Raw genomic sequence first — 18,467 nt, 5'->3', positions numbered from 1 at the left:
GGGCGAGATAGGGGATCGCGCCTGTTCTGTCCAGCCTTTTCAATCGGGATGCGCACGCGTAGAGGGAAAGGATGGAAACGCGCAACTCTCCCCTCGCTGCTGTTGGCTTCATGCTGGTGGCCACCGTGTTCATCGCGGGCACGACGCTGATGGCGAAGCTGGCGGGAAAGGATTTGCTGGGCGATCCCCTACACCCGCTTCAGATCACGCACGGGCGGTTTACCTTCGCATTTCTGGCGATCGGCAGCTTCGCGCTGTTTCGACGGCTGCGCATCACGCGCCCCAACCTGAAACTCCACGCCGCGCGGTCTGCTGCCGGGTTCGCGGGTGTGACGCTGATGTTTGCCGCCGCCACGCTGATCCCGCTGGCGGATGCCACGGCAATCTCGTTCCTGAACCCTGTCTTCGCCATGCTGCTAGCAATCCCTCTGCTGGGCGAGCGCGTCGGCCCGTGGCGCTGGTTGTCGGTCGCGATGGCGCTGACCGGAGCGCTGATCCTGATCCGCCCGGGTGCCTCCAGCTTCGACCCGGCGGCGCTGCTCGCCCTTGGGGCCGCAGCAATCTTGGGGCTCGAAACCATCTTCATTAAACGACTGGCAGGGCGCGAGGCACCCCTGCAGATCCTCGTCATCAACAACGCGATCGGCCTAACCATCGCGTCCTGCGCGGTTCTGTTCGTGTGGCAGGCCCCCACCCCCGCGCAATGGACCGTGCTGGCAGCGCTTGGTTTCATGATGGCCGCGGCGCAGGCGTGCTATGTGCAGGCGATCCGGCGCGCCGATGCCAGCTTTGTCGTGCCGTTCTCGTATGCAACACTGATCTTCGCCGCCCTCTATGACTTTGGCCTGTTTGGCGTGGCGCCCGGGTGGCTCAGCGCGCTTGGTGCGGGGATTATCGTGGCGGGTGGTGCCATTCTGGCGTGGCGCGAAGGACGACAGGCCAAGTAAAGCGGCTTCTTGGCTTGTATCCGCCGCGTGGGTGACTAGTATAGGGGCTTGTGAATTCAAAGGGGCCTGACCGAGAACGGCCGCCCCCAAGCAGACGGGAAGAAAGCATGTCCTGGACAGACGAGCGCGTAGAAATCCTGAAGAAGATGTGGGGCGAGGGTCAATCGGCCTCGGTCATCGCGAAGGAACTTGGTGGCGTGACCCGCAATGCGGTCATCGGCAAGGTGCATCGTCTGGGCCTATCCAACCGCTCGAGCGGTGGCAGCAAAGCTCCTGCGGGCGACAAGGCAACGGCCAAGACAGCCGCCAAGCCTAAGGTAGCGGCCAAGCCCAAGGCTGCCCCGAAGAAAGCCGCTGAACCTGCGCCGAAAGCCGAAGAGGCGCCTGCAGCTGAAGCCAAGCCTGCAACGCCCGCGCGCAAGGCGATCATTCCGGCAGGCCAACCCCTGCCCCCGCAGCCTTCGGCCAACGAGATCAGCCCCGAGGCCCTGGCCAAGGTCAGCGAAGTGGAAAAAGGCGCCAAGCGCCTGAACCTGATGGAACTGACCGAGAAGACCTGCAAATGGCCCGTGGGTGACCCGGCCACCGATGACTTCTGGTTCTGCGGTCTGGCCGTGCAGCAGGGCAAGCCCTATTGCGAAGCACACGTGGGCGTGGCGTTCCAGCCGATGTCCTCGCGCCGCGACCGCAAGCGGTAAGCATCCGCGACACAGCATTTCGAAAGCGCGTCCCACCGGGCGCGCTTTTGCATTCCGGCCCCGCGCCCTTCCCATAACGTTCTGCTTTAGCTATACGGCCCGCCATGACAGATCCTGTAAATCCGCCCAACCTGCGCCCCGACCTTGCCCCCAAGGCCCGCTTTTCCGAGCCCGCCCGCGCGGGTCAGCCCACCGTGGGCATGGTCAGCCTTGGCTGCCCAAAGGCGCTGGTCGACAGCGAACGCATCCTGACGCGCCTGCGCGCCGAAGGTTATGCGATCAGCCCGGACTATTCCGGCGCGGATGCGGTGATCGTAAACACCTGCGGGTTTCTGGACTCGGCAAAGGCTGAAAGCCTTGAAGCCATTGGCGAAGCCCTGAACGAAAATGGCAAGGTGATCGTCACCGGCTGTCTGGGCGCGGAAGAGGATTACATCCGCGGCACCCACCCCAGCGTCTTGGCCGTCACCGGCCCGCATCAGTACGAGCAGGTGCTGGACGCCGTGCACGGCGCCGTACCGCCCAGCCCAGATCCCTTCATCGACCTGCTGCCAGCCACGGGCGTCAGCCTAACGCCGCGCCACTACAGCTATCTGAAGATTTCCGAGGGCTGTAACCACAAGTGCAAGTTCTGCATCATCCCCGATATGCGCGGGAAACTCGCCAGCCGTCCGGCCCATGCGGTCGTTCGTGAAGCTGGCAAGCTGGTAGAGGCTGGCGTGAAAGAGCTACTGGTGATTTCACAGGACACATCGGCCTATGGCGTCGACATCAAACACGCGGAAGAGCGCGGCCACCGCGCCCACATCACCGATCTGGCGCGCGACCTTGGCGCGCTGGGGGCGGGCAAAGACCTGTGGGTGCGCCTGCACTATGTCTATCCCTATCCGCATGTGCGCAATCTAATCCCACTCATGGCCGAAGGCCTGATCCTGCCCTATCTGGACATCCCCTTTCAGCACGCCCACCCGGACATCCTGAAACGTATGGCCCGCCCGGCAGCGGCCTCCAAAACACTGGACGAGATCGCCGCATGGCGTGCGGACTGCCCAGACATCACCCTGCGCTCGACCTTCATCGTGGGCTACCCCGGCGAGACCGAGGAAGAATTCCAAACCCTTCTGGATTGGATGGACGAGGCCCAACTGGATCGCGTCGGCTGCTTCCAATACGAAAACGTCGACGGCGCACGCTCCAACGACCTGCCCGATCACGTCCCCGCCGAGGTCAAACAAGACCGCTGGGAACGCTTCATGGAAAAGGCGCAGGCGATCTCGGAAGCCAAACTGGCCGCGAAAGTCGGACAGGTGATGGACGTGATCGTCGACGACATCGACGAAGACGGCATCGCCACCTGCCGCACCAAAGCCGACGCGCCGGAAATCGACGGCAACCTGTTCATCGACGACGGCACCAAGGGGCTTTCGGTCGGGGATATCGTGTCCGTCGAGGTCGACGAGGCGGGGGAATATGATTTGTGGGGACAACTCAAGTCTTAATCCAAGACTTGCCCCCGCCACCCCCTCGGCTAAATTGATGCCGGACTTATCGGGAGCATTTGCACATGAAGCTACGTATCGGAATGGCGTTCGCCTTTACTCTGGCCGCTTTGGCGGGCTGCAAATCCACCGGTGGGCTGGAAAGCCAGTTTATGCTTAGAACGTCCACCGCGACGGCCTGTGGTCCTATGGCGGCGGCAAGGGTCGAGCAAGAACTGGCAGCGGTTGAGACGTTGCGCCGTGGCTATGACCGTTTCCAGATCCTGCGCAACACCGTGGCCAACAGCACCCGCGCGACCGTGACGGGTCCGACCCATGCGAACCCCTATGCCACCGCCGATGCCTCCAGCCCTTCGGCAAATGGGAACGTCACCTATTTCGGCAATCAGCGGGTGGTCATGACCGGTGCGCATGAGGCCATGATGTATGTCCAAATGTTCAAGCCGCGCGACAAGGGCTATAAGACCGCGATCGACGCCCGCGAGGTGTTGGGCCCGGATTGGAAAGCGATCGTCGCGCGCGGCATCCGGTCCTGCAACTGATCCAAACCGCGCCTCACCCCGTAATCGTCTTCGTAAAGGAGGTGATACACATGAGGTTTCCGACATCTCTTCTGCTGGGCTTGGCGCTGATGCTGACCCCAGCCTATGCACAGGATCAGAGCATCGAGGATGTGATCTCGTCCCAGATCGACGCGTTCGGGGCGCAGGATACGGACAAGGCGTTTTCCTATGCCTCGCCCAATATCCAAAGCCTGTTCGGCACGCCTGAAAACTTCGGCATGATGGTGCAGAACGGCTATCCCATGGTGCAGAACCCGGCCGAGCTGGAATATGTCGATCAGATCACCAATGGCAGCTACACGCTTCAACGTCTGCGCATTCAGGACCAGTCCGGCAAGGACCATTGGTTCGCCTACGAAATGATCGTCATTGACGGCAAATGGCGGATCAACGGCGTCTATCGGATCGAGCCGATTGGGCTGAGCGCCTGAAGGGCCGGCGCACTCCCGCAAAACGAGAGTCCGGCACCAGATGTCATTATTCCCTTGCACTGTTGACCCGATAGTCTATCGGAATGGCCTACCACCACAAAAGTAGGCCCATGACAGAGCTCTCAAACATTCCGCTGCCGAAAGACGAAGACCTTACCGCCCGTGATTGGGTCAGAACGCTGGCAAAGTATCGCGAACCCAGCACGCTGCGCAGTTCGTTCGAACTGGCCGTCAGCGCGGTTCCGTTTCTGCTGCTTTGGGCGCTCGCGTGGTATTGCCTGTCGATCAGCCCGTGGCTGAGCCTTGGCATCGCGCTGTTCAACGCGGCCTTCCTTCTGCGCCTGTTCGCCATCCAGCATGACTGCGGACATGGCTCGGTCTTCAAAAGCCGCACGGTCAGCGATTGGGTTGGCCGTGTGATCGGCGTCGTTACCCTGACGCCCTATGATGTCTGGAAGCGCACGCATTCGATCCACCACAACTCGGCTGGCAATCTGGGCAAGCGTGGGATTGGCGACATCATGACCCTGACCGTGGACGAGTACAACGCGCTGTCGCCGCTGCGCAAATTCCAGTACCGGCTCTATCGCAACCCGATCACGCTGTTTGGCTTTGCGCCCGGATACCTGTTCCTGCTGCAAAACCGCCTGCCCTTCGGGTTGATGAATGCCGCGAAGTATTGGGTCAGTGCGATGGCGACGAACATCGTGATTGTCGCGGCGCTTGTGGTGATCTGGTATTTCGGCGGTCTGATGCCGGTGCTTCTGATCTTCTTGCCCACCACGTTGCTGGCGGCCACCGCGGGCATGTGGCTGTTCTATATCCAGCACCAGTTTGAAGAAACGCACTGGAAGGCCGAGGAAGACTGGCAGCTGCACGACGCGGCCCTGCATGGCAGCTCGCATTACGTGATGCCCGCGATCCTGCAATGGTTCAGCGCGAATATCGGCATCCACCACGTACATCACCTGCACAGCCGTATCCCGTTCTATCGCCTGACCGAAGTGCTGAAGGATCACGAGTATCTGTCGACGGTGAACCGCATGACGATCCGCGAGAGCCTGGCCAGCGTGCGCCTGCACCTGTGGGACGAGAAAAGCAAGAAGTTGATGTCGTTCACGCAGGCACAGCAGCTGTACGGTTAAGACCCACTGGGAACGCTGAACAGAACCCAGCCGTCAATCCGCGCGACCTCGATGCCGCCGGTATCCACTTGGAACACGCCCAGACCTTCATAGTCTGCCGGGCAGCCGACCAAGGTTGCCGTGTGGTCCAGATAGTTGATGGTAAGCTCGTTCTCGCCCAGCTTTTCGCATTCATCCGCAGGGCTGCGATACCCGCCCATCAGCGGCAGGTCCGTGACGTTGGTGGTGGGCGTAGTGATTGGTTGCATCGCCTGACATCCGGACAGAAGGCCGGCAATTGCAGCAGGCAAGATCATGGGGGCAAAGGGTTTCATCACTGCTCTCCTTCTTATTGAGGAAAGCATAGCACAGCCCGCGCAGATCGAACGAGATTTTCACCCAGCCACGAAAAAGGGCGCGGAATTGCCGCGCCCTTTGTTCTGTCTTTGCTGAGAGACTTACGCCTCTTGCAGCGGCTTCACCGTGATCTCGCGTTCACCGCGGATTTTCATGGCGCGGGCTGCGGCGTGGCTTGCTGCCAGCGTGGTGAAATACGGGATCTTGTCCATCAGCGCGACGTTGCGCATTTCGCGGCTGTCGCTGACGGACTGGGCGCCCTCGGTCGTGTTCATGACCAGATGCACTTCGCCATCTTTCATGATGTCGATGATCATGCGGCCCGGCTCGTATGCCTTTGCAACCACATCCGCCTCGACCGCGTTTCCGGCCAGGAACTTGGCCGTGCCCGAGGTCGCGATGATGCGGAAGCCCTGTTCGGCCAGCAATTGTGCGGTTTCCACCAGCTGCGGGGTCTTGTCGCCATCCTTGATCGACAGGAACACAGTGCCTTCGGTCGGCAGCATGGTGCCTGCGCCCAGCTGAGCCTTCAGGAAGGCCATGGCGAAATCCTTGTCCGCGCCCATAACCTCGCCGGTCGAGCGCATTTCCGGGCCAAGGATCGTGTCCACTCCGGGGAAGCGGGCGAAGGGCAGAACGGCCTCTTTCACCGCATAGGTGTCGATGTTGGGATCAACCAGATCGAACGCGTCCAGCTTCTCGCCCGCCATGACGCGCGCTGCGATCGAGGCGATGGGCGACAGAACCGCCTTGGCCACGAACGGCACGGTGCGCGAGGCACGCGGGTTCACTTCGATCAGATAGATCTCGCCGTCTTTCACGGCGAACTGCACGTTCATCAGGCCAACCACGTTCAGGGCCAGCGCAAGCTCGCGCGACTGACGGCGCAGCTCGGCAATGATGTCTTCCGACAGGCTGTAGGGCGGCAGCGAGCAGCCCGAGTCGCCCGAGTGGACACCAGCTTCTTCGATGTGCTGCATGATGCCGGCAACGTGGACATTCTCGCCATCACACAGCGCGTCCACGTCAACCTCGATCGCGCCGGCCAGATAGCTGTCCAGCAGAACCGGGCTGTCGCCCGACACCACAACGGCCTCGGCGATGTAGCGCTTCAGCTGACCCATATCGCGCACGATTTCCATCGCGCGGCCACCCAGAACATAGGACGGGCGAATGACCAGCGGGAAGCCGATTTCCTCGGCGATTTCCAGCGCCTGTTCGTCAGTCGAGGCGATGCCGTTCTTCGGCTGCTTCAGGCCCAGCTTGTTGACCAGATCCTGGAACCGCTCGCGGTCCTCGGCCAGGTCGATGGCGTCCGGCGTGGTGCCCAAGATCGGAATTCCCTCGGCTTCCAGCGCGTTGGCCAGCTTCAGCGGGGTTTGACCGCCGAACTGAACGATCACGCCGTGCAGCGTGCCGTTGTCTTGCTCGACACGCAGGATTTCCATCACGTGTTCGAAGGTCAGCGGCTCGAAATACAGACGGTCCGAGGTGTCATAGTCGGTCGACACAGTTTCGGGGTTACAGTTGACCATGATGGTCTCGTAACCCGCGTCGGTCAGCGCGAAACAGGCGTGACAGCAGCAGTAATCGAACTCGATCCCCTGTCCGATCCGGTTCGGACCACCGCCCAGAATGACGACCTTTTTGCGGTCCGAGGGACGCGCTTCGCATTCGACTTCGCCCATCATCGGGGCTTCATAGGTCGAGTACATATAGGGCGTCTGCGCTTCGAATTCCGCCGCGCAGGTGTCGATGCGCTTGAACACGGCGTTCACGCCAGCGTTCCGGCGTACATCGCGCACGTCTTTTTCAGTGCGGCCCGACAGTTTGGCCAGACGGGCATCGGTGAAGCCCAGCATCTTAAGCTTGCGCAGACCAAACTCCGTAGTCGGCAAACCGTTTACCTTTACATTTTTCTCGTGAATCACAATCTCACGGATCCGATCCAAGAACCATGCATCGAAGGATGTTATTCGCTGAATTTCAGAGTTTGAAAAACCGAGCCGCATTGCTTGAGCAATCTTCAAAATCCGATCAGGACGTTGTTCTGAAAGAGCCTTGGTCACAGCTGCCTTGTGCTCATCGGTAAGGTGCTCTCCGATATCGGTATCAGCCAACTTGGCCATTACTTCGAGTTCGTTCTGATCAACGCCTTCGATTTCGACCTCGTCAAAGCCGGTCAGGCCCGATTCCATCGAGGCCAGTGCCTTCTGCATCGACTCGTGGATGGTGCGGCCAATCGACATCGCCTCGCCCACGGATTTCATCGCGGTGGTCAGTTCGGGCTTGGAGCCGGGGAATTTCTCGAACGCGAATTTCGGGATCTTGGTGACGACATAGTCGATGGTCGGCTCGAACGAGGCGGGGGTGACCTTGGTGATGTCGTTGTCCAGCTCGTCCAGCGTATAGCCCACGGCCAGCTTCGCCGCGATCTTTGCAATCGGGAAACCGGTGGCTTTCGAGGCAAGCGCCGAGGAGCGCGACACGCGCGGGTTCATTTCGATGACGACCATACGGCCATCGGCGGGGTTCACGGCCCACTGTACGTTCGATCCGCCGGTTTCCACGCCGATCTCGCGCAGCACGTTGATCGAGTGCGTGCGCATCAGCTGGTATTCCTTGTCGGTCAGCGTCAGCGCGGGCGCGACGGTGATCGAGTCGCCGGTGTGTACACCCATCGGGTCCACGTTTTCGATGGAACAGACGATGATGGCGTTGTCGGCAGTGTCGCGCACAACCTCCATCTCGTATTCTTTCCAACCCAGCAGGCTTTCATCCACAAGGATCTGGTTCACCGGCGAGGCATCCATGCCGGTGCGGCAGTAATGTTCGTATTCTTCGCGGTTATACGCCACACCACCGCCGGTGCCGCCCAAGGTAAAGGCGGGGCGGATGATCGCGGGCAGACCGATTTCGTCCAGCGTCTCGAGCGCCATCTTCACGCCAGCGTCCAGATCCGCGTGACCCTTTTCGTTGGTCGGTGCGGTGACGATGGTTGCGCGGGGGTTTTCGATGCCCAGACGGTCCATCGCTTCGCGGAACAGTTTGCGGTCTTCTGCCATCTCGATGGCGTCGCGCTTGGCGCCGATCAGTTCCACGTTGAACTTGTCCAGAACACCCAGATCATCCAGTTCCAGCGCGGTGTTCAGACCGGTCTGACCACCCATGGTGGGTAGCAGCGCATCGGGGCGCTCTTTTTCGATGATCTTGGCGACGACTTCTGCGGTGATCGGCTCGATATAAGTCGCGTCGGCCAGACCGGGGTCGGTCATGATCGTCGCCGGGTTCGAGTTCACCAGAATGACGCGGTAGCCTTCTTCGCGCAGCGCCTTACAAGCTTGGGCACCAGAGTAGTCAAACTCGCAGGCTTGCCCAATAATGATGGGCCCCGCGCCGATGATCATGATCGAGTTGATATCGGTTCTTTTAGGCATGGTATCCCCCATCGGCAGACTGAACGCGCGCGGGAATCCCTGCCGCACGCAAATTGTCGTGGGTTATAGACACCAGCGGGGTTTCTGCAAGCCCTGTTTGTGCGGAACCCATCATTGTTTCAGGTTCAGACGGAATTCTCGTTCATTGTGCGATAAAGACCAAGAAAATTGCACCTTGTGGCGGCTCTTTTGCGCCATTGGTGCCGCTGCGCCTTGACTTTGCCCGCCAAGGCAGGTGTATCGGCCCGAGACTTAAATCCGCTCGTGGGAGCCTGACATGCACGCCTATCGCAGCCACACCTGTGCTGAACTGAACAAATCCAACGTCGGTGAGACCGTCCGCCTGTCGGGCTGGGTCCATCGTGTCCGCGACCATGGCGGCATCCTGTTCATCGACCTGCGCGACCATTACGGCGTGACGCAGGTTCTGTGTGACCCCGACAGCCCCGTCTTTGCCGAGATGGAGAAGGTGCGCTCGGAATGGTGTATCCGCATCGACGGCAACGTGAAGGCGCGTGACGAAGATCTGGTGAACCCGAAAATCCCGACCGGCGAAGTCGAAGTCTTCGTCCGTGATCTGGAGGTTCTGGGCGCCGCTGACGAACTGCCGCTGATGGTCTTTGGCGATCAGGAATACCCGGAAGAAACCCGTCTGAAGTACCGCTTCCTCGACCTGCGCCGCGAAGTGATGCAGGAAAACATGAAGCTGCGTTCGGACGTTGTGGCCTCGATGCGCAAGCGTATGTGGGATCAGGGCTTCCGCGAATACCAGACCCCGATCATCACCGCCTCGTCGCCGGAAGGTGCGCGTGACTTCCTGGTGCCGTCGCGTCTGCACCCGGGCAAGTTCTATGCGCTGCCGCAGGCCCCGCAGCAGTTCAAACAGCTGATGATGGTTGCTGGCTTCGACAAGTATTTCCAGATCGCACCGTGCTTCCGCGACGAAGACCCGCGTGCCGACCGCTCGCCCACCGACTTCTATCAGCTGGACATGGAGATGAGCTTCGTCACCCAGCAGGACGTGTTCGACACGATCGAGCCAGTTCTGCGCGGCATCTTCGAAGAATTCGGCAAGGGCCGCAAAGTTGACCAGACGTGGGAGCAGATCTCGTACGCGGATTCCGCCCTGTGGTACGGCACCGACAAGCCGGACCTGCGTAACCCGATCAAAATGCAGATCGTCTCGGACCACTTCCGTGGCTCGGGCTTTGCGATCTTCGCCAAGCTGCTGGAACAGGACGGTACTGAAATCCGCGCCATCCCGGCCCCGAAAGGTGGCTCGCGCAAGTTCTGCGACCGCATGAACAAGTTCGCACAGCAAGAAGGCCTGCCCGGCATGGGCTATATCTTCTGGCGCGAGAAAACCGCCGATGCCGTGGCGCAAGAGCTGGGCATCACCGTGAAAGAAGCCCAAGCCAAGCTGAAATCCGGCGAAGTCGAAGGCGGCATGGAAGCGGCCGGTCCGCTGGCCAAGAACATCGGCCCCGAGCGCACCGAAGCCATCCGCCAGCAACTGGGTCTGGACATCGGCGACGCGGCCTTCTTCCTGGGCGGCAAGCCGAAAGCCTTTGAAGGTGTCGCGGGCCGCGCCCGTACCGTCATCGGTGACGAGCTTGGCCTGACCGACAAGGACCGTTTCGCCTTTGCTTGGATCGTCGATTTCCCGATCTTCCAGCTGGACGAAGAAAACGGCGGTCTGGACTTCGACCACAACCCGTTCTCGATGCCGCAAGGCGGTCTGGACGCGCTGCTGGGCGATCCGCTGCACGTCAAAGGCTTCCAGTATGACCTGGCCTGTAACGGCTATGAACTGGTGTCGGGCGCAATCCGGAACCACCAGCCTGAAATCATGTTCAAAGCCTTTGAACTGGCCGGCTATGGCAAAGACGAAGTGATCAAGCGCTTCGGCGGTATGGTCAACGCGTTCCAGTACGGCGCACCCCCGCACGGTGGCTGTGCCGCTGGTGTCGACCGTATCGTGATGCTGTTGGCCGATCAGGAAAACATCCGCGAAGTGATGATGTTCCCGATGAACCAGCGCGCCGAAGACCTGATGATGAACGCACCGTCCGAACCGCAGAACGAACAGCTGCGCGAACTGCACCTGCGGGTTATTCCGCAAGAGTGATCTGATCACGGTCATCGCACGCAACTAGAAAAAACAGACGGCCCGCATATTTTATGCGGGTCGTTTTGCGTCGGGAAACACGATGATTTCCGCGTCACCTGCAGCGGAAAAATTGGTCCGCAAGGGGTCGGGCTGGGCCGACTGCCCGGTCATTGGGCATCGCTCAAAGGATTAGAAAACGAATAGGGCGCACTTCAAGAAGTGCGCCCGATACACATAACAACAGAACGTTTACAAATAGAGGTAGGGTTAACCAGCCAAGGGCTGAACGTTGATGATCTGGCCCGTTGCCTCACTCACGGGTGCATTGGGTTCGACCACCGCAAGAACCACAGCAGTCACCATCATGACCGCACCCACAATCAGTACGGTCCAGTCAATCACGGCGTTGCCCAGCTCTTCGTCAGCAAATTTCTTGATCAAGTCTTTCACGATATCAACCTCGCAAATTGATTCTTATACCCTTCCTCATTCTTCAGAGTGCCCCTGAAAAAGGGCGGAAATGAGGAGGGTCGAGGAATATTTCGTGCCGGGTATTTTCGCGAAAACTAACTAAAGCTGTCGTCGTTCCTTTAGTCGATCCGCAACCAAATGCGTCACATGGGCCATGTCTGTCCCCGTGGACCGCCCCGCATGGCGGGCCGCAGCAAGCCGTTTGGCAGCGGCCGCAAGCGCCTGATCATGAGCGGAAACGGCAAGCCCCCCCAGAAACTGCGCGACATAGTCTTGCGTCGCATCATCATCGCCCTCGCGCATGATCTGCGCCAGATGCGACAGGTCGTCCTGCAGCGCCAGCGCATCCGGTGCAATCACGTCATTCGGAAGCCTGCGCGGGGTCGCCGGTCCTTCTTGCTGTGGCAAGACGCTTAAAATTGCCTCTTGGAATACGGCAAGGCTTTCTACGGGCTTCTCAAGGAACCCGTCTGCACCAGCCTGAAGCGCAGCATCACACGTGCCGGCATCTCCGCTCATTCCAAGGATCACGGGGACGCGGATGGCATCGCCCGAAAGCTCTTCTATCAGATCCGCGCCAAACCCGTCAGGAAGGCCCATATCAACAATCACGACCGTCGGCCGATAGACACGAAGATGTCGATGTGCGGCGGACAGATTATCGGCCCGCCGAATGCGCGCGCCGGATCGCAAACACAGAAGGCGGATCGCCTCGGACGCGAAGCGACTGTCTTCGACCACCAAAACGGTCATCCCGTTCAGGGGGCGCTCAGCGGTCGGCGGTTGGGTCATCATGAAGGCTTCCAGTTTATCGCTCATCTTCATGCTCCTTTCAGGGATCACCTTGGCGCAAAACTGCCTAACAACCGGTTAACCCCAGAAACGCAACGGCATTACGCGCCTGTGGCACAGTGCCGCTTGCCCTGAAGGGGCCGCTTATGCATAAGCAGCACAGCATTTGAATTGGGAGAGACAAGATGATCGGACGCCTGAACCACGTAGCCATCGCCGTGCCGGACCTTGAGGCCGCCGCCGCTCAGTACCGCGACACGCTGGGCGCGAAGGTAAACGCACCGCAGGACGAACCCGATCACGGCGTGACCGTCGTGTTCATCGAACTTCCCAACACCAAGATCGAACTGCTCTACCCGCTGGGGGACAACTCGCCCATCGCCGGCTTCCTGGAAAAGAACCCGTCGGGTGGCATCCACCACATCTGCTATGAAGTCGACGACATTCTGGCCGCACGTGACCAACTGCAAGCCTCGGGCGCGCGCGTTCTGGGCACGGGCGAACCGAAGATCGGCGCGCACGGCAAGCCGGTTCTGTTCCTGCATCCGAAAGACTTCACCGGTACTCTGGTGGAACTGGAACAAGTCTGATGTCGATCACCGCCGCCGCCGTCCTTTATGTCGTAATCTGGTTCGTGACCATGTTCGTGGTCCTGCCGATCCGCTTGCGTACCCAAGGCGACGAGGGCGAGATCGTGCCCGGCACCCATGCAGGCGCCCCGGCCAACTTCAAGCTGGGACGCACGCTTTTGATCGTGACCATCGCGGGCACGATCGTCTGGGCGATCATCGCGGGGATCATCATCTCGGGCTGGATCGGGGTCGAGGATATCGACTGGTTCGACCGCTACGATGACACCAGCGGATAAGAAAAGGGCGCCCAGCGGGCGCCCTATTTCGTTCTAACGTCCTGCAAGACGGTGGAACATATGCGTGAAGCTCGCGGCTCCTAGAATGGGGATCAGCAGGTTCACCAGCGGCACCGACAGCGGCACCGCCATCAAACATCCGGCAAACCAGATCTGCGCGTTGTGACGACGGCGCAGGGCGTGGGCATCCGCACGGGGCATGCGGCGCATGGCGGCCATGGTGAAGTATTCCCGGCCCAGCAGGTATCCGTTCACCGCGTAGAACAAGATGGGGGCCAACGGACCCACAAAGAAGAACAGGATCAGTGCGATCAGGTTCACCCCGACGATCACGCCGAAAAAGCCAAGGCTTTCACGGACGTCATTCAGGATCGAGGTCTCGGGATTGGGCGGGAGGTGGGGATAGTACTTGGCCTCGACCGCATCGGCGACCTCATCCAGAAACAGACCGGTAAAGGCACCCGCGACGGGCACCATCAGAATGACCGACAGCACCAGCATCAAGAGCACCGACGCCCAAAGCGCCAGCCCGTTCACCCAAGAGATCTCGCCCACGAAGGGCAGCGACAGCGTGTCTGGGACCAGAAAGCCGACAAGCCACGTCATCGCCATGGTGATCGCCGCCAGAAGGCCGACGGTTAGGCCAAGCCCCTTCAGCAGCACATTACGAAAGCGCGGGTCGCCAAGCTGGCCGAGGGCGCGGAAGAAATCGTCAAACATTAGCTTTCAATCCAAGTGGTGATGGCGTCCAGATCCGGGCGCGGGCGCTCGGGCGGGGCAACGGTTTCGGTGCCGATATGGATGATCCCTGCAACGCTTTCGTGACTATCCACACCAAACGCATCGCGGGTGAAATCCGCGTCAAAGCTGGCCCAGCCAGACAGCCAGTTCGCCCCCCAGCCCGAGGCCAAGGCGGCGTTCAAGAGCGCCAGACAGACGGCACCGGCAGAATAGGTCTGCTCGATCGCTGGCACCTTCTCGCTGTCGACAGGGCTTTCCACCACCACGACGGCCAGGGGGCTGCGCTCATAAGCGATCTGTTCTTTCTCGATCTTGGCGGGGTCATGTCCCAGTGCCGCACCCCGTTCGGCCACCAGCGCATGGGCGCGCATCAAAGCGGGCTTTTCCAGAACCACGAAGCGCCACGGCTCAAGCTTGCCGTGATCCGGCGTGCGGGCGGCGGCAGTCAAGATGGTTGTCAGCGTGTCGCGATCCGGGCCGGGACCGGTCAGGGTTTTGGCGGGGCGGGACCGGCGGGTCAGAAGGAAATCAAGCGCCGCTTGGTTGCGTTCAGGCATCGTTTTGTCCTTGGTCAGAGCAATATCTTGCTTGGCCGCGGGCGCGGCTGGCTTGGGGGATATGTCGGGTCTGCGCGGCCCGACGTCAAGATGTTAAGTCACTTCACATTGAAGAAATCAGACAGGTCGGCCAACTGGCTGGAGAAGAACGCCTCGGCCTTGGCGTTGGGCTGCCGGATCGCGAAGGCCTCGGCCAGCGGATCAGCGGCGTGAATGCCCGCGCCCGACATCTCTTCCAGAACGGCGTGGCCACAGAACGGGACGTAGACCTCGGAATAGCCGCCTTCATGCGCCATCATCACGCGCCCGTCGCAGATGTCATCGGCCAGCGCCATGACCATGCGGGTCATCTGGCGGAACGTGTCAGCGGTGGCCAACATGCAGGACAAGGGATCAATCACCGCCGCGTCATAGCCGTTCGCCACCACGATCACCTCGGGCTCGTGGGCACGGATGGCGGGCAGGATGATCCGCTCCATTGCCTCCAGATAGGTCGCATGCCCCGCACCCGGCGGCAGCGGGAGGTTCATGTTGGCCCCTTCCCCTTTCCCCTCGCCGCGCACATCTGCATCGCCGGTATCCAGCGGGTAGTTCCGCTCTTGATGGATCGAGATGGTCAGCACGTCGGGATCATCCAGAAAGATCGCCTCGGTCCCGTTGCCGTGATGCACGTCCCAATCCAGCACAACAAAGCGTTTGGCCAGCCCCTTGGCCTGCGCGTTGCGGATCGCGATGCCAAGGTTGGCCAGCAGGCAGAACCCGTTGGGGAAATCCGGCAAACAATGATGCCCCGGCGGGCGCGACAGAGCATAGGCGTTATCGACCTCGCCCCGCAGAACGGCCTCAAGCGCCGCAACGGACAGACCTGCCGACAGCGCCGCGATCTCGAACCCGCCTTGGCCGAAGGGGGTGCGCAGGCCCAGCTCTCCCCCGCCCGTGTCCGAGGCCGCTTTGAAGTCGGACAGGAAGGACGCCGGGTGGACGCGTGCCAGCGTCTCGATATCTGCTTCGGCAGCGGTGCGTTGGACCAGTGCGCGCGACAGCCCGGTCACATACAGCAGGTTTTTCAAGCGCCGTTTGGTCTCGGGGCTTTCCGGCAAGCCACCTGCCGCCAAGGGCTGCACCAACCCGCCAACGGGCAAGTTGCCAGCATAGTTGCCGCCCGAATGCCAAAAACACTTCTCGTCCCAGAAAAACCCTGTCTTGCGCATGTCGCCCTCCGTCATTTTCTGCACAGTGACCTACAGCCCTTGCGCCGTCCAGCCCCGCGCGGCACTCTGCGCGCATGAAGAAGGGCGAGCTGTCATATCTGGCGAAGGAAGGCGCGCGGATCGCGGTGCGGGTCACCCCGAAAGCATCGCGCAACGAAGTCACTTTGCGGGATGGACAGATCCGCGTTCAGACCACCACCGCGCCCGAGAACGGCAAAGCCAACAAGGCAGTCGCGAAGTTGCTGGCAGACGCGCTTGGCATCGCAAAATCGCGCCTTGAACTGGTCCAAGGCGCGACATCGAAAGATAAGGTGTTTCAGATCACTGGGTGATCAGTCACCGACATTCGGGATCGACGACGGCGCATAGTCGCTGTCATCGTAATCAGCCGGACCATCGCCGAACGGATCGTTACCAAACTGGTTCGGGCCTTGGGTGCCGGGCTGGCACATCCAATAGATCAGAACGATCCAGCCAACAATCGGGATCAGGATCAGCAGCATCCACCAGGCCGATTTGTCGATATCGTGCAGACGGCGCGACGTGACAGCCAAGCTGGGCAAAATGGTCGCCAGCGAGAACAGGTCGCTCAGCGGCGAGAACATGCTTTCCCAACCAAAGAAAATACTGTCCACAATTCCCAGAGCGATCGACGCAAGGACGAGGAACAGGGAAAACCACCAATATTCACTTCGGATCGCGCGGCCTGAGAAGGTTACGTATTTCTGAAAGCAGATTCTAACTGATGTCTGAAAATCCATCGAGACTATTCCTTGTTACGTGCGGCGCTACTTGCGCCCAATACGCGGCTCTTCGCCCGCGATGATACGCGCGATATTCGCGCTGTGGCGGTAGAAAATCAAGGCAGCCAATGCAACTGAAATAAGAACAAGGCTGTTCCAGCCGAACGCCAACGCAATGACCGGCGACAGGGCTGCCGCGACCAAAGCGGCAAGCGAGGAAATGCGGAAGACCAGCGCGGTCACAAGCCACGTGGCACAAGCGGCCAGTCCCAGCGGGAAGGCCAGGGCCAGCATGGTGCCCAGCCATGTGGCGACACCCTTGCCGCCTTTGAAGCCCAGAAACACCGGAAAGCAGTGTCCAAGGAAGGCAGTGAAGCCCGCCAGTTGCGCGGCGTCTTCGGCAAAGAGCGCACGGGCCAGCAGAACGGCGGCGCCGCCTTTGCCGGCATCTCCGATCAGGGTCAGGAACGCGGCAACTTTATTACCCGTACGCAGCACGTTGGTCGCGCCGATATTGCCCGACCCTATCTGGCGCAAATCACCCAGACCGAACAGCCGCGCCATAACGATTCCAAAGGGGATCGAGCCCAGCAGATAGCCTGCGATGGCCACACCGATCAGCAGCGGAAACGAGGTGAGCAGATCAGGCATCATTGCCTCCAAACACGCGCTCGCCCGCGACCCATGTGCCCAGCACCTTGCCCTCCATCCGCGCGCCGTCGAACGGCGTGTTCTTGGATTTCGAGTTCAGCTTGAAACGGTCCAGAACGAACGGCGCATCAGGGTCGAACAGAACCAGATCTGCGGGGGCGCCGACGGTTAGCTCTCCGCCCGGCAGGTTAAACCGGCGGGCGGGGTTCAACGACAGCGCACGCCAAAGCGTCGGCAGGTCGATTAGCCCAGCATGCACCAGACGCATCGCAGCGGGCAGCAAGGTTTCCAAAGCCACCGCGCCCGAGGCCGCTTCCTCGAACGGCAGGCGTTTGCTTTCCTCATCCTGCGGGGTGTGCATGGACGAAATAATGTCGATCAGACCCGAGGCGACGGCCTCGACCATCGCCAAACGGTCGTCTTCGCTGCGCAAAGGCGGCTTCACCTTGAAGAAGGTGCGATAGTCGCCCACGTCCAGTTCGTTCAGGGTTAGGTGGTGAATGTTCACGCCTGCGGACACGTCAACGCCCGCGGCTTTGGCGCGCTCCAACGCAGGCAGCGATTTCGCGGTCGACAGGCTGTCGGCGTGATAGGCGACGCCCGTCATCTCGGCCAGAGCCAGATCGCGTTCCAGCCCCATGCGCTCGGCCAGTGGGTTCACAGCAGGCAACCCGCGCAAGGACGCAAACTTGCCCGAGGTCACAGCCGCCCCTTTCGACAGCTGCGGATCCTGCGGGTGGCCGATGATCAGCGCGCGCAGCGAACGGGCATAGGTCATGGCGCGGGAATAGACCTTATTGTCGGTGACGACGTGGTCGCAATCGGTGAAGGCAATCGCGCCTGCATCTAGCATGAAACCCATCTCGACCATCTCGCGGCCTTCGCGGCCTTTGGTCAACGCGCCCATGGAGTGCACGTTCACCGGCGTCACCTGCCCCGCGCGACGAGTGACAAAGGACAATGTCTCGGGCGTATCCACAGCGGGGGTGGTGTCGGGACGAATAACCATCGTGGTCACGCCGCCTGCCGCCGCCGCCAGACCGGCGGTGCGGAAGCTTTCCTTGTGCCGCTCGCCCGGCTCGCCGATCTTCACGCCGATATCCACGATGCCGGGGGCCAGACACTTGCCGCCGCAATCGATGACCTCGCCCGCCTCGCCCGCATTCAGGCCGACAATCAACCCGCCCTCGATGGTCAGGCTGCCAATCTCGTCCGTGCCGGTTTCCGGGTTGATCAGGCGGGCATTGGTGAAGGTGGTGGTCATGTC

Annotated in this window: 20 protein-coding genes; 10 read left to right on the top strand and 10 right to left on the bottom strand. The window is 60.8% G+C overall.

The features are described from left to right. Positions 1–71 precede the first annotated feature (71 nt). The 6 genes from Q0677_RS10705 to Q0677_RS10680 all read left to right on the top strand — a co-directional run bounded on the left by Q0677_RS10705 (position 72) and on the right by Q0677_RS10680 (position 5,283). Positions 72–947: a DMT family transporter gene (locus tag Q0677_RS10705; RefSeq protein ID WP_298909524.1), complete on the top strand. Its 876-nt coding sequence runs from the start codon at positions 72–74 to the stop codon at positions 945–947. 107 nt (positions 948–1,054) lie between these two features. Continuing rightward, the gene (locus tag Q0677_RS10700) at positions 1,055–1,645 is read left to right on the top strand and encodes a GcrA family cell cycle regulator (protein ID WP_298909521.1); all 591 of its coding nucleotides are present in this window, start codon (positions 1,055–1,057) and stop codon (positions 1,643–1,645) included. Between the two features lie 104 nt (positions 1,646–1,749). Continuing rightward, complete coding sequence (rimO, locus tag Q0677_RS10695) at positions 1,750–3,144, top strand: 30S ribosomal protein S12 methylthiotransferase RimO (protein WP_298909518.1); 1,395 nt, start codon at positions 1,750–1,752, stop codon at positions 3,142–3,144. 65 nt (positions 3,145–3,209) lie between these two features. Continuing rightward, positions 3,210–3,686 (top strand): hypothetical protein, encoded by a 477-nt coding sequence (locus tag Q0677_RS10690; RefSeq protein ID WP_298909515.1) that lies wholly within the window; start codon positions 3,210–3,212, stop codon positions 3,684–3,686. A gap of 50 nt (positions 3,687–3,736) precedes the next feature. Then, a complete protein-coding gene (locus Q0677_RS10685; protein WP_298909510.1) occupies positions 3,737–4,138 on the top strand; it encodes a DUF4864 domain-containing protein in 402 nt (133 codons plus the stop codon). 110 nt (positions 4,139–4,248) lie between these two features. Beyond that, positions 4,249–5,283 (top strand): fatty acid desaturase, encoded by a 1,035-nt coding sequence (locus Q0677_RS10680; RefSeq protein WP_298909505.1) that lies wholly within the window; start codon positions 4,249–4,251, stop codon positions 5,281–5,283. Here Q0677_RS10680 and Q0677_RS10675 read toward each other — a convergent pair. Both Q0677_RS10675 and carB read right to left on the bottom strand, forming a co-directional pair. After that, positions 5,280–5,597: a hypothetical protein gene (locus Q0677_RS10675; RefSeq protein WP_298909502.1), complete on the bottom strand. Its 318-nt coding sequence runs from the start codon at positions 5,595–5,597 to the stop codon at positions 5,280–5,282. The two genes, Q0677_RS10680 and Q0677_RS10675, sit on opposite strands and share 4 nt — an antisense overlap. Positions 5,598–5,720: 123 nt before the next feature. Next, positions 5,721–9,056 (bottom strand): carbamoyl-phosphate synthase large subunit, encoded by a 3,336-nt coding sequence (carB, locus tag Q0677_RS10670; RefSeq protein WP_298909499.1) that lies wholly within the window; start codon positions 9,054–9,056, stop codon positions 5,721–5,723. Between the two features lie 277 nt (positions 9,057–9,333). Here carB and aspS point away from each other — a divergent pair, with 277 nt between their 5' ends. Continuing rightward, positions 9,334–11,184: an aspartate--tRNA ligase gene (aspS, locus tag Q0677_RS10665; protein ID WP_298909497.1), complete on the top strand. Its 1,851-nt coding sequence runs from the start codon at positions 9,334–9,336 to the stop codon at positions 11,182–11,184. A gap of 249 nt (positions 11,185–11,433) precedes the next feature. On the opposite strand, the gene Q0677_RS10660 is transcribed toward aspS, so the two are convergent. Both Q0677_RS10660 and Q0677_RS10655 read right to left on the bottom strand, forming a co-directional pair. Continuing rightward, entirely contained in the window at positions 11,434–11,616 is a 183-nt protein-coding gene (locus Q0677_RS10660; protein WP_298909494.1) for a hypothetical protein, read from the bottom strand. A 120-nt stretch (positions 11,617–11,736) separates the two neighbouring features. Next, entirely contained in the window at positions 11,737–12,456 is a 720-nt protein-coding gene (locus tag Q0677_RS10655; protein ID WP_298909491.1) for a response regulator, read from the bottom strand. Positions 12,457–12,614: 158 nt separating this feature from the next. On the opposite strand from Q0677_RS10655, the gene mce reads away from it, so the two are divergent. Together mce and Q0677_RS10645 are read left to right on the top strand one after the other, a co-directional pair. After that, positions 12,615–13,019: a methylmalonyl-CoA epimerase gene (gene mce, locus Q0677_RS10650; protein WP_133489179.1), complete on the top strand. Its 405-nt coding sequence runs from the start codon at positions 12,615–12,617 to the stop codon at positions 13,017–13,019. After that, positions 13,019–13,297, top strand: coding sequence for a DUF1467 family protein (locus Q0677_RS10645; RefSeq protein WP_133489177.1), 279 nt, complete (start codon positions 13,019–13,021; stop codon positions 13,295–13,297). The genes mce and Q0677_RS10645 overlap by 1 nt, the downstream gene beginning before the upstream one ends. Positions 13,298–13,330: 33 nt before the next feature. On the opposite strand, the gene Q0677_RS10640 is transcribed toward Q0677_RS10645, so the two are convergent. From Q0677_RS10640 to Q0677_RS10630, 3 genes are all read right to left on the bottom strand, one after another. Next, positions 13,331–14,017, bottom strand: coding sequence for an EI24 domain-containing protein (locus tag Q0677_RS10640; RefSeq protein ID WP_298909487.1), 687 nt, complete (start codon positions 14,015–14,017; stop codon positions 13,331–13,333). Next, positions 14,017–14,595 (bottom strand): nitroreductase, encoded by a 579-nt coding sequence (locus tag Q0677_RS10635; RefSeq protein WP_298909485.1) that lies wholly within the window; start codon positions 14,593–14,595, stop codon positions 14,017–14,019. The genes Q0677_RS10640 and Q0677_RS10635 overlap by 1 nt, the downstream gene beginning before the upstream one ends. Positions 14,596–14,693: 98 nt before the next feature. Then, entirely contained in the window at positions 14,694–15,806 is a 1,113-nt protein-coding gene (locus Q0677_RS10630; RefSeq protein WP_298909483.1) for a class II histone deacetylase, read from the bottom strand. A gap of 74 nt (positions 15,807–15,880) precedes the next feature. Between Q0677_RS10630 and Q0677_RS10625 the strand changes: the two genes are divergently transcribed. After that, positions 15,881–16,138 carry a DUF167 domain-containing protein gene (locus Q0677_RS10625; protein WP_298909480.1) on the top strand — a complete coding sequence of 86 codons (258 nt, stop codon included), beginning with the start codon at positions 15,881–15,883 and terminating at the stop codon, positions 16,136–16,138. Here Q0677_RS10625 and Q0677_RS10620 read toward each other — a convergent pair whose 3' ends face one another. Genes Q0677_RS10620 through pyrC form a run of 3 tightly spaced genes read right to left on the bottom strand, consistent with a single transcriptional unit; the run spans position 16,139 to position 18,464 of the window. After that, positions 16,139–16,567 (bottom strand): DUF805 domain-containing protein, encoded by a 429-nt coding sequence (locus tag Q0677_RS10620; protein WP_133489167.1) that lies wholly within the window; start codon positions 16,565–16,567, stop codon positions 16,139–16,141. 27 nt (positions 16,568–16,594) lie between these two features. After that, positions 16,595–17,200: a glycerol-3-phosphate 1-O-acyltransferase PlsY gene (gene plsY / locus Q0677_RS10615; protein WP_298909474.1), complete on the bottom strand. Its 606-nt coding sequence runs from the start codon at positions 17,198–17,200 to the stop codon at positions 16,595–16,597. Continuing rightward, positions 17,193–18,464 carry a dihydroorotase gene (pyrC, locus tag Q0677_RS10610; RefSeq protein WP_298909471.1) on the bottom strand — a complete coding sequence of 424 codons (1,272 nt, stop codon included), beginning with the start codon at positions 18,462–18,464 and terminating at the stop codon, positions 17,193–17,195. Before pyrC ends, plsY begins: the two co-directional genes overlap by 8 nt. Positions 18,465–18,467 lie beyond the last annotated feature (3 nt).

It is taken from the genome of uncultured Aliiroseovarius sp., assembly GCF_947492455.1.
Classification (GTDB): Bacteria; Pseudomonadota; Alphaproteobacteria; order Rhodobacterales; family Rhodobacteraceae; genus Aliiroseovarius.
This window is presented reverse-complemented; position numbering and strand designations above follow the sequence as displayed.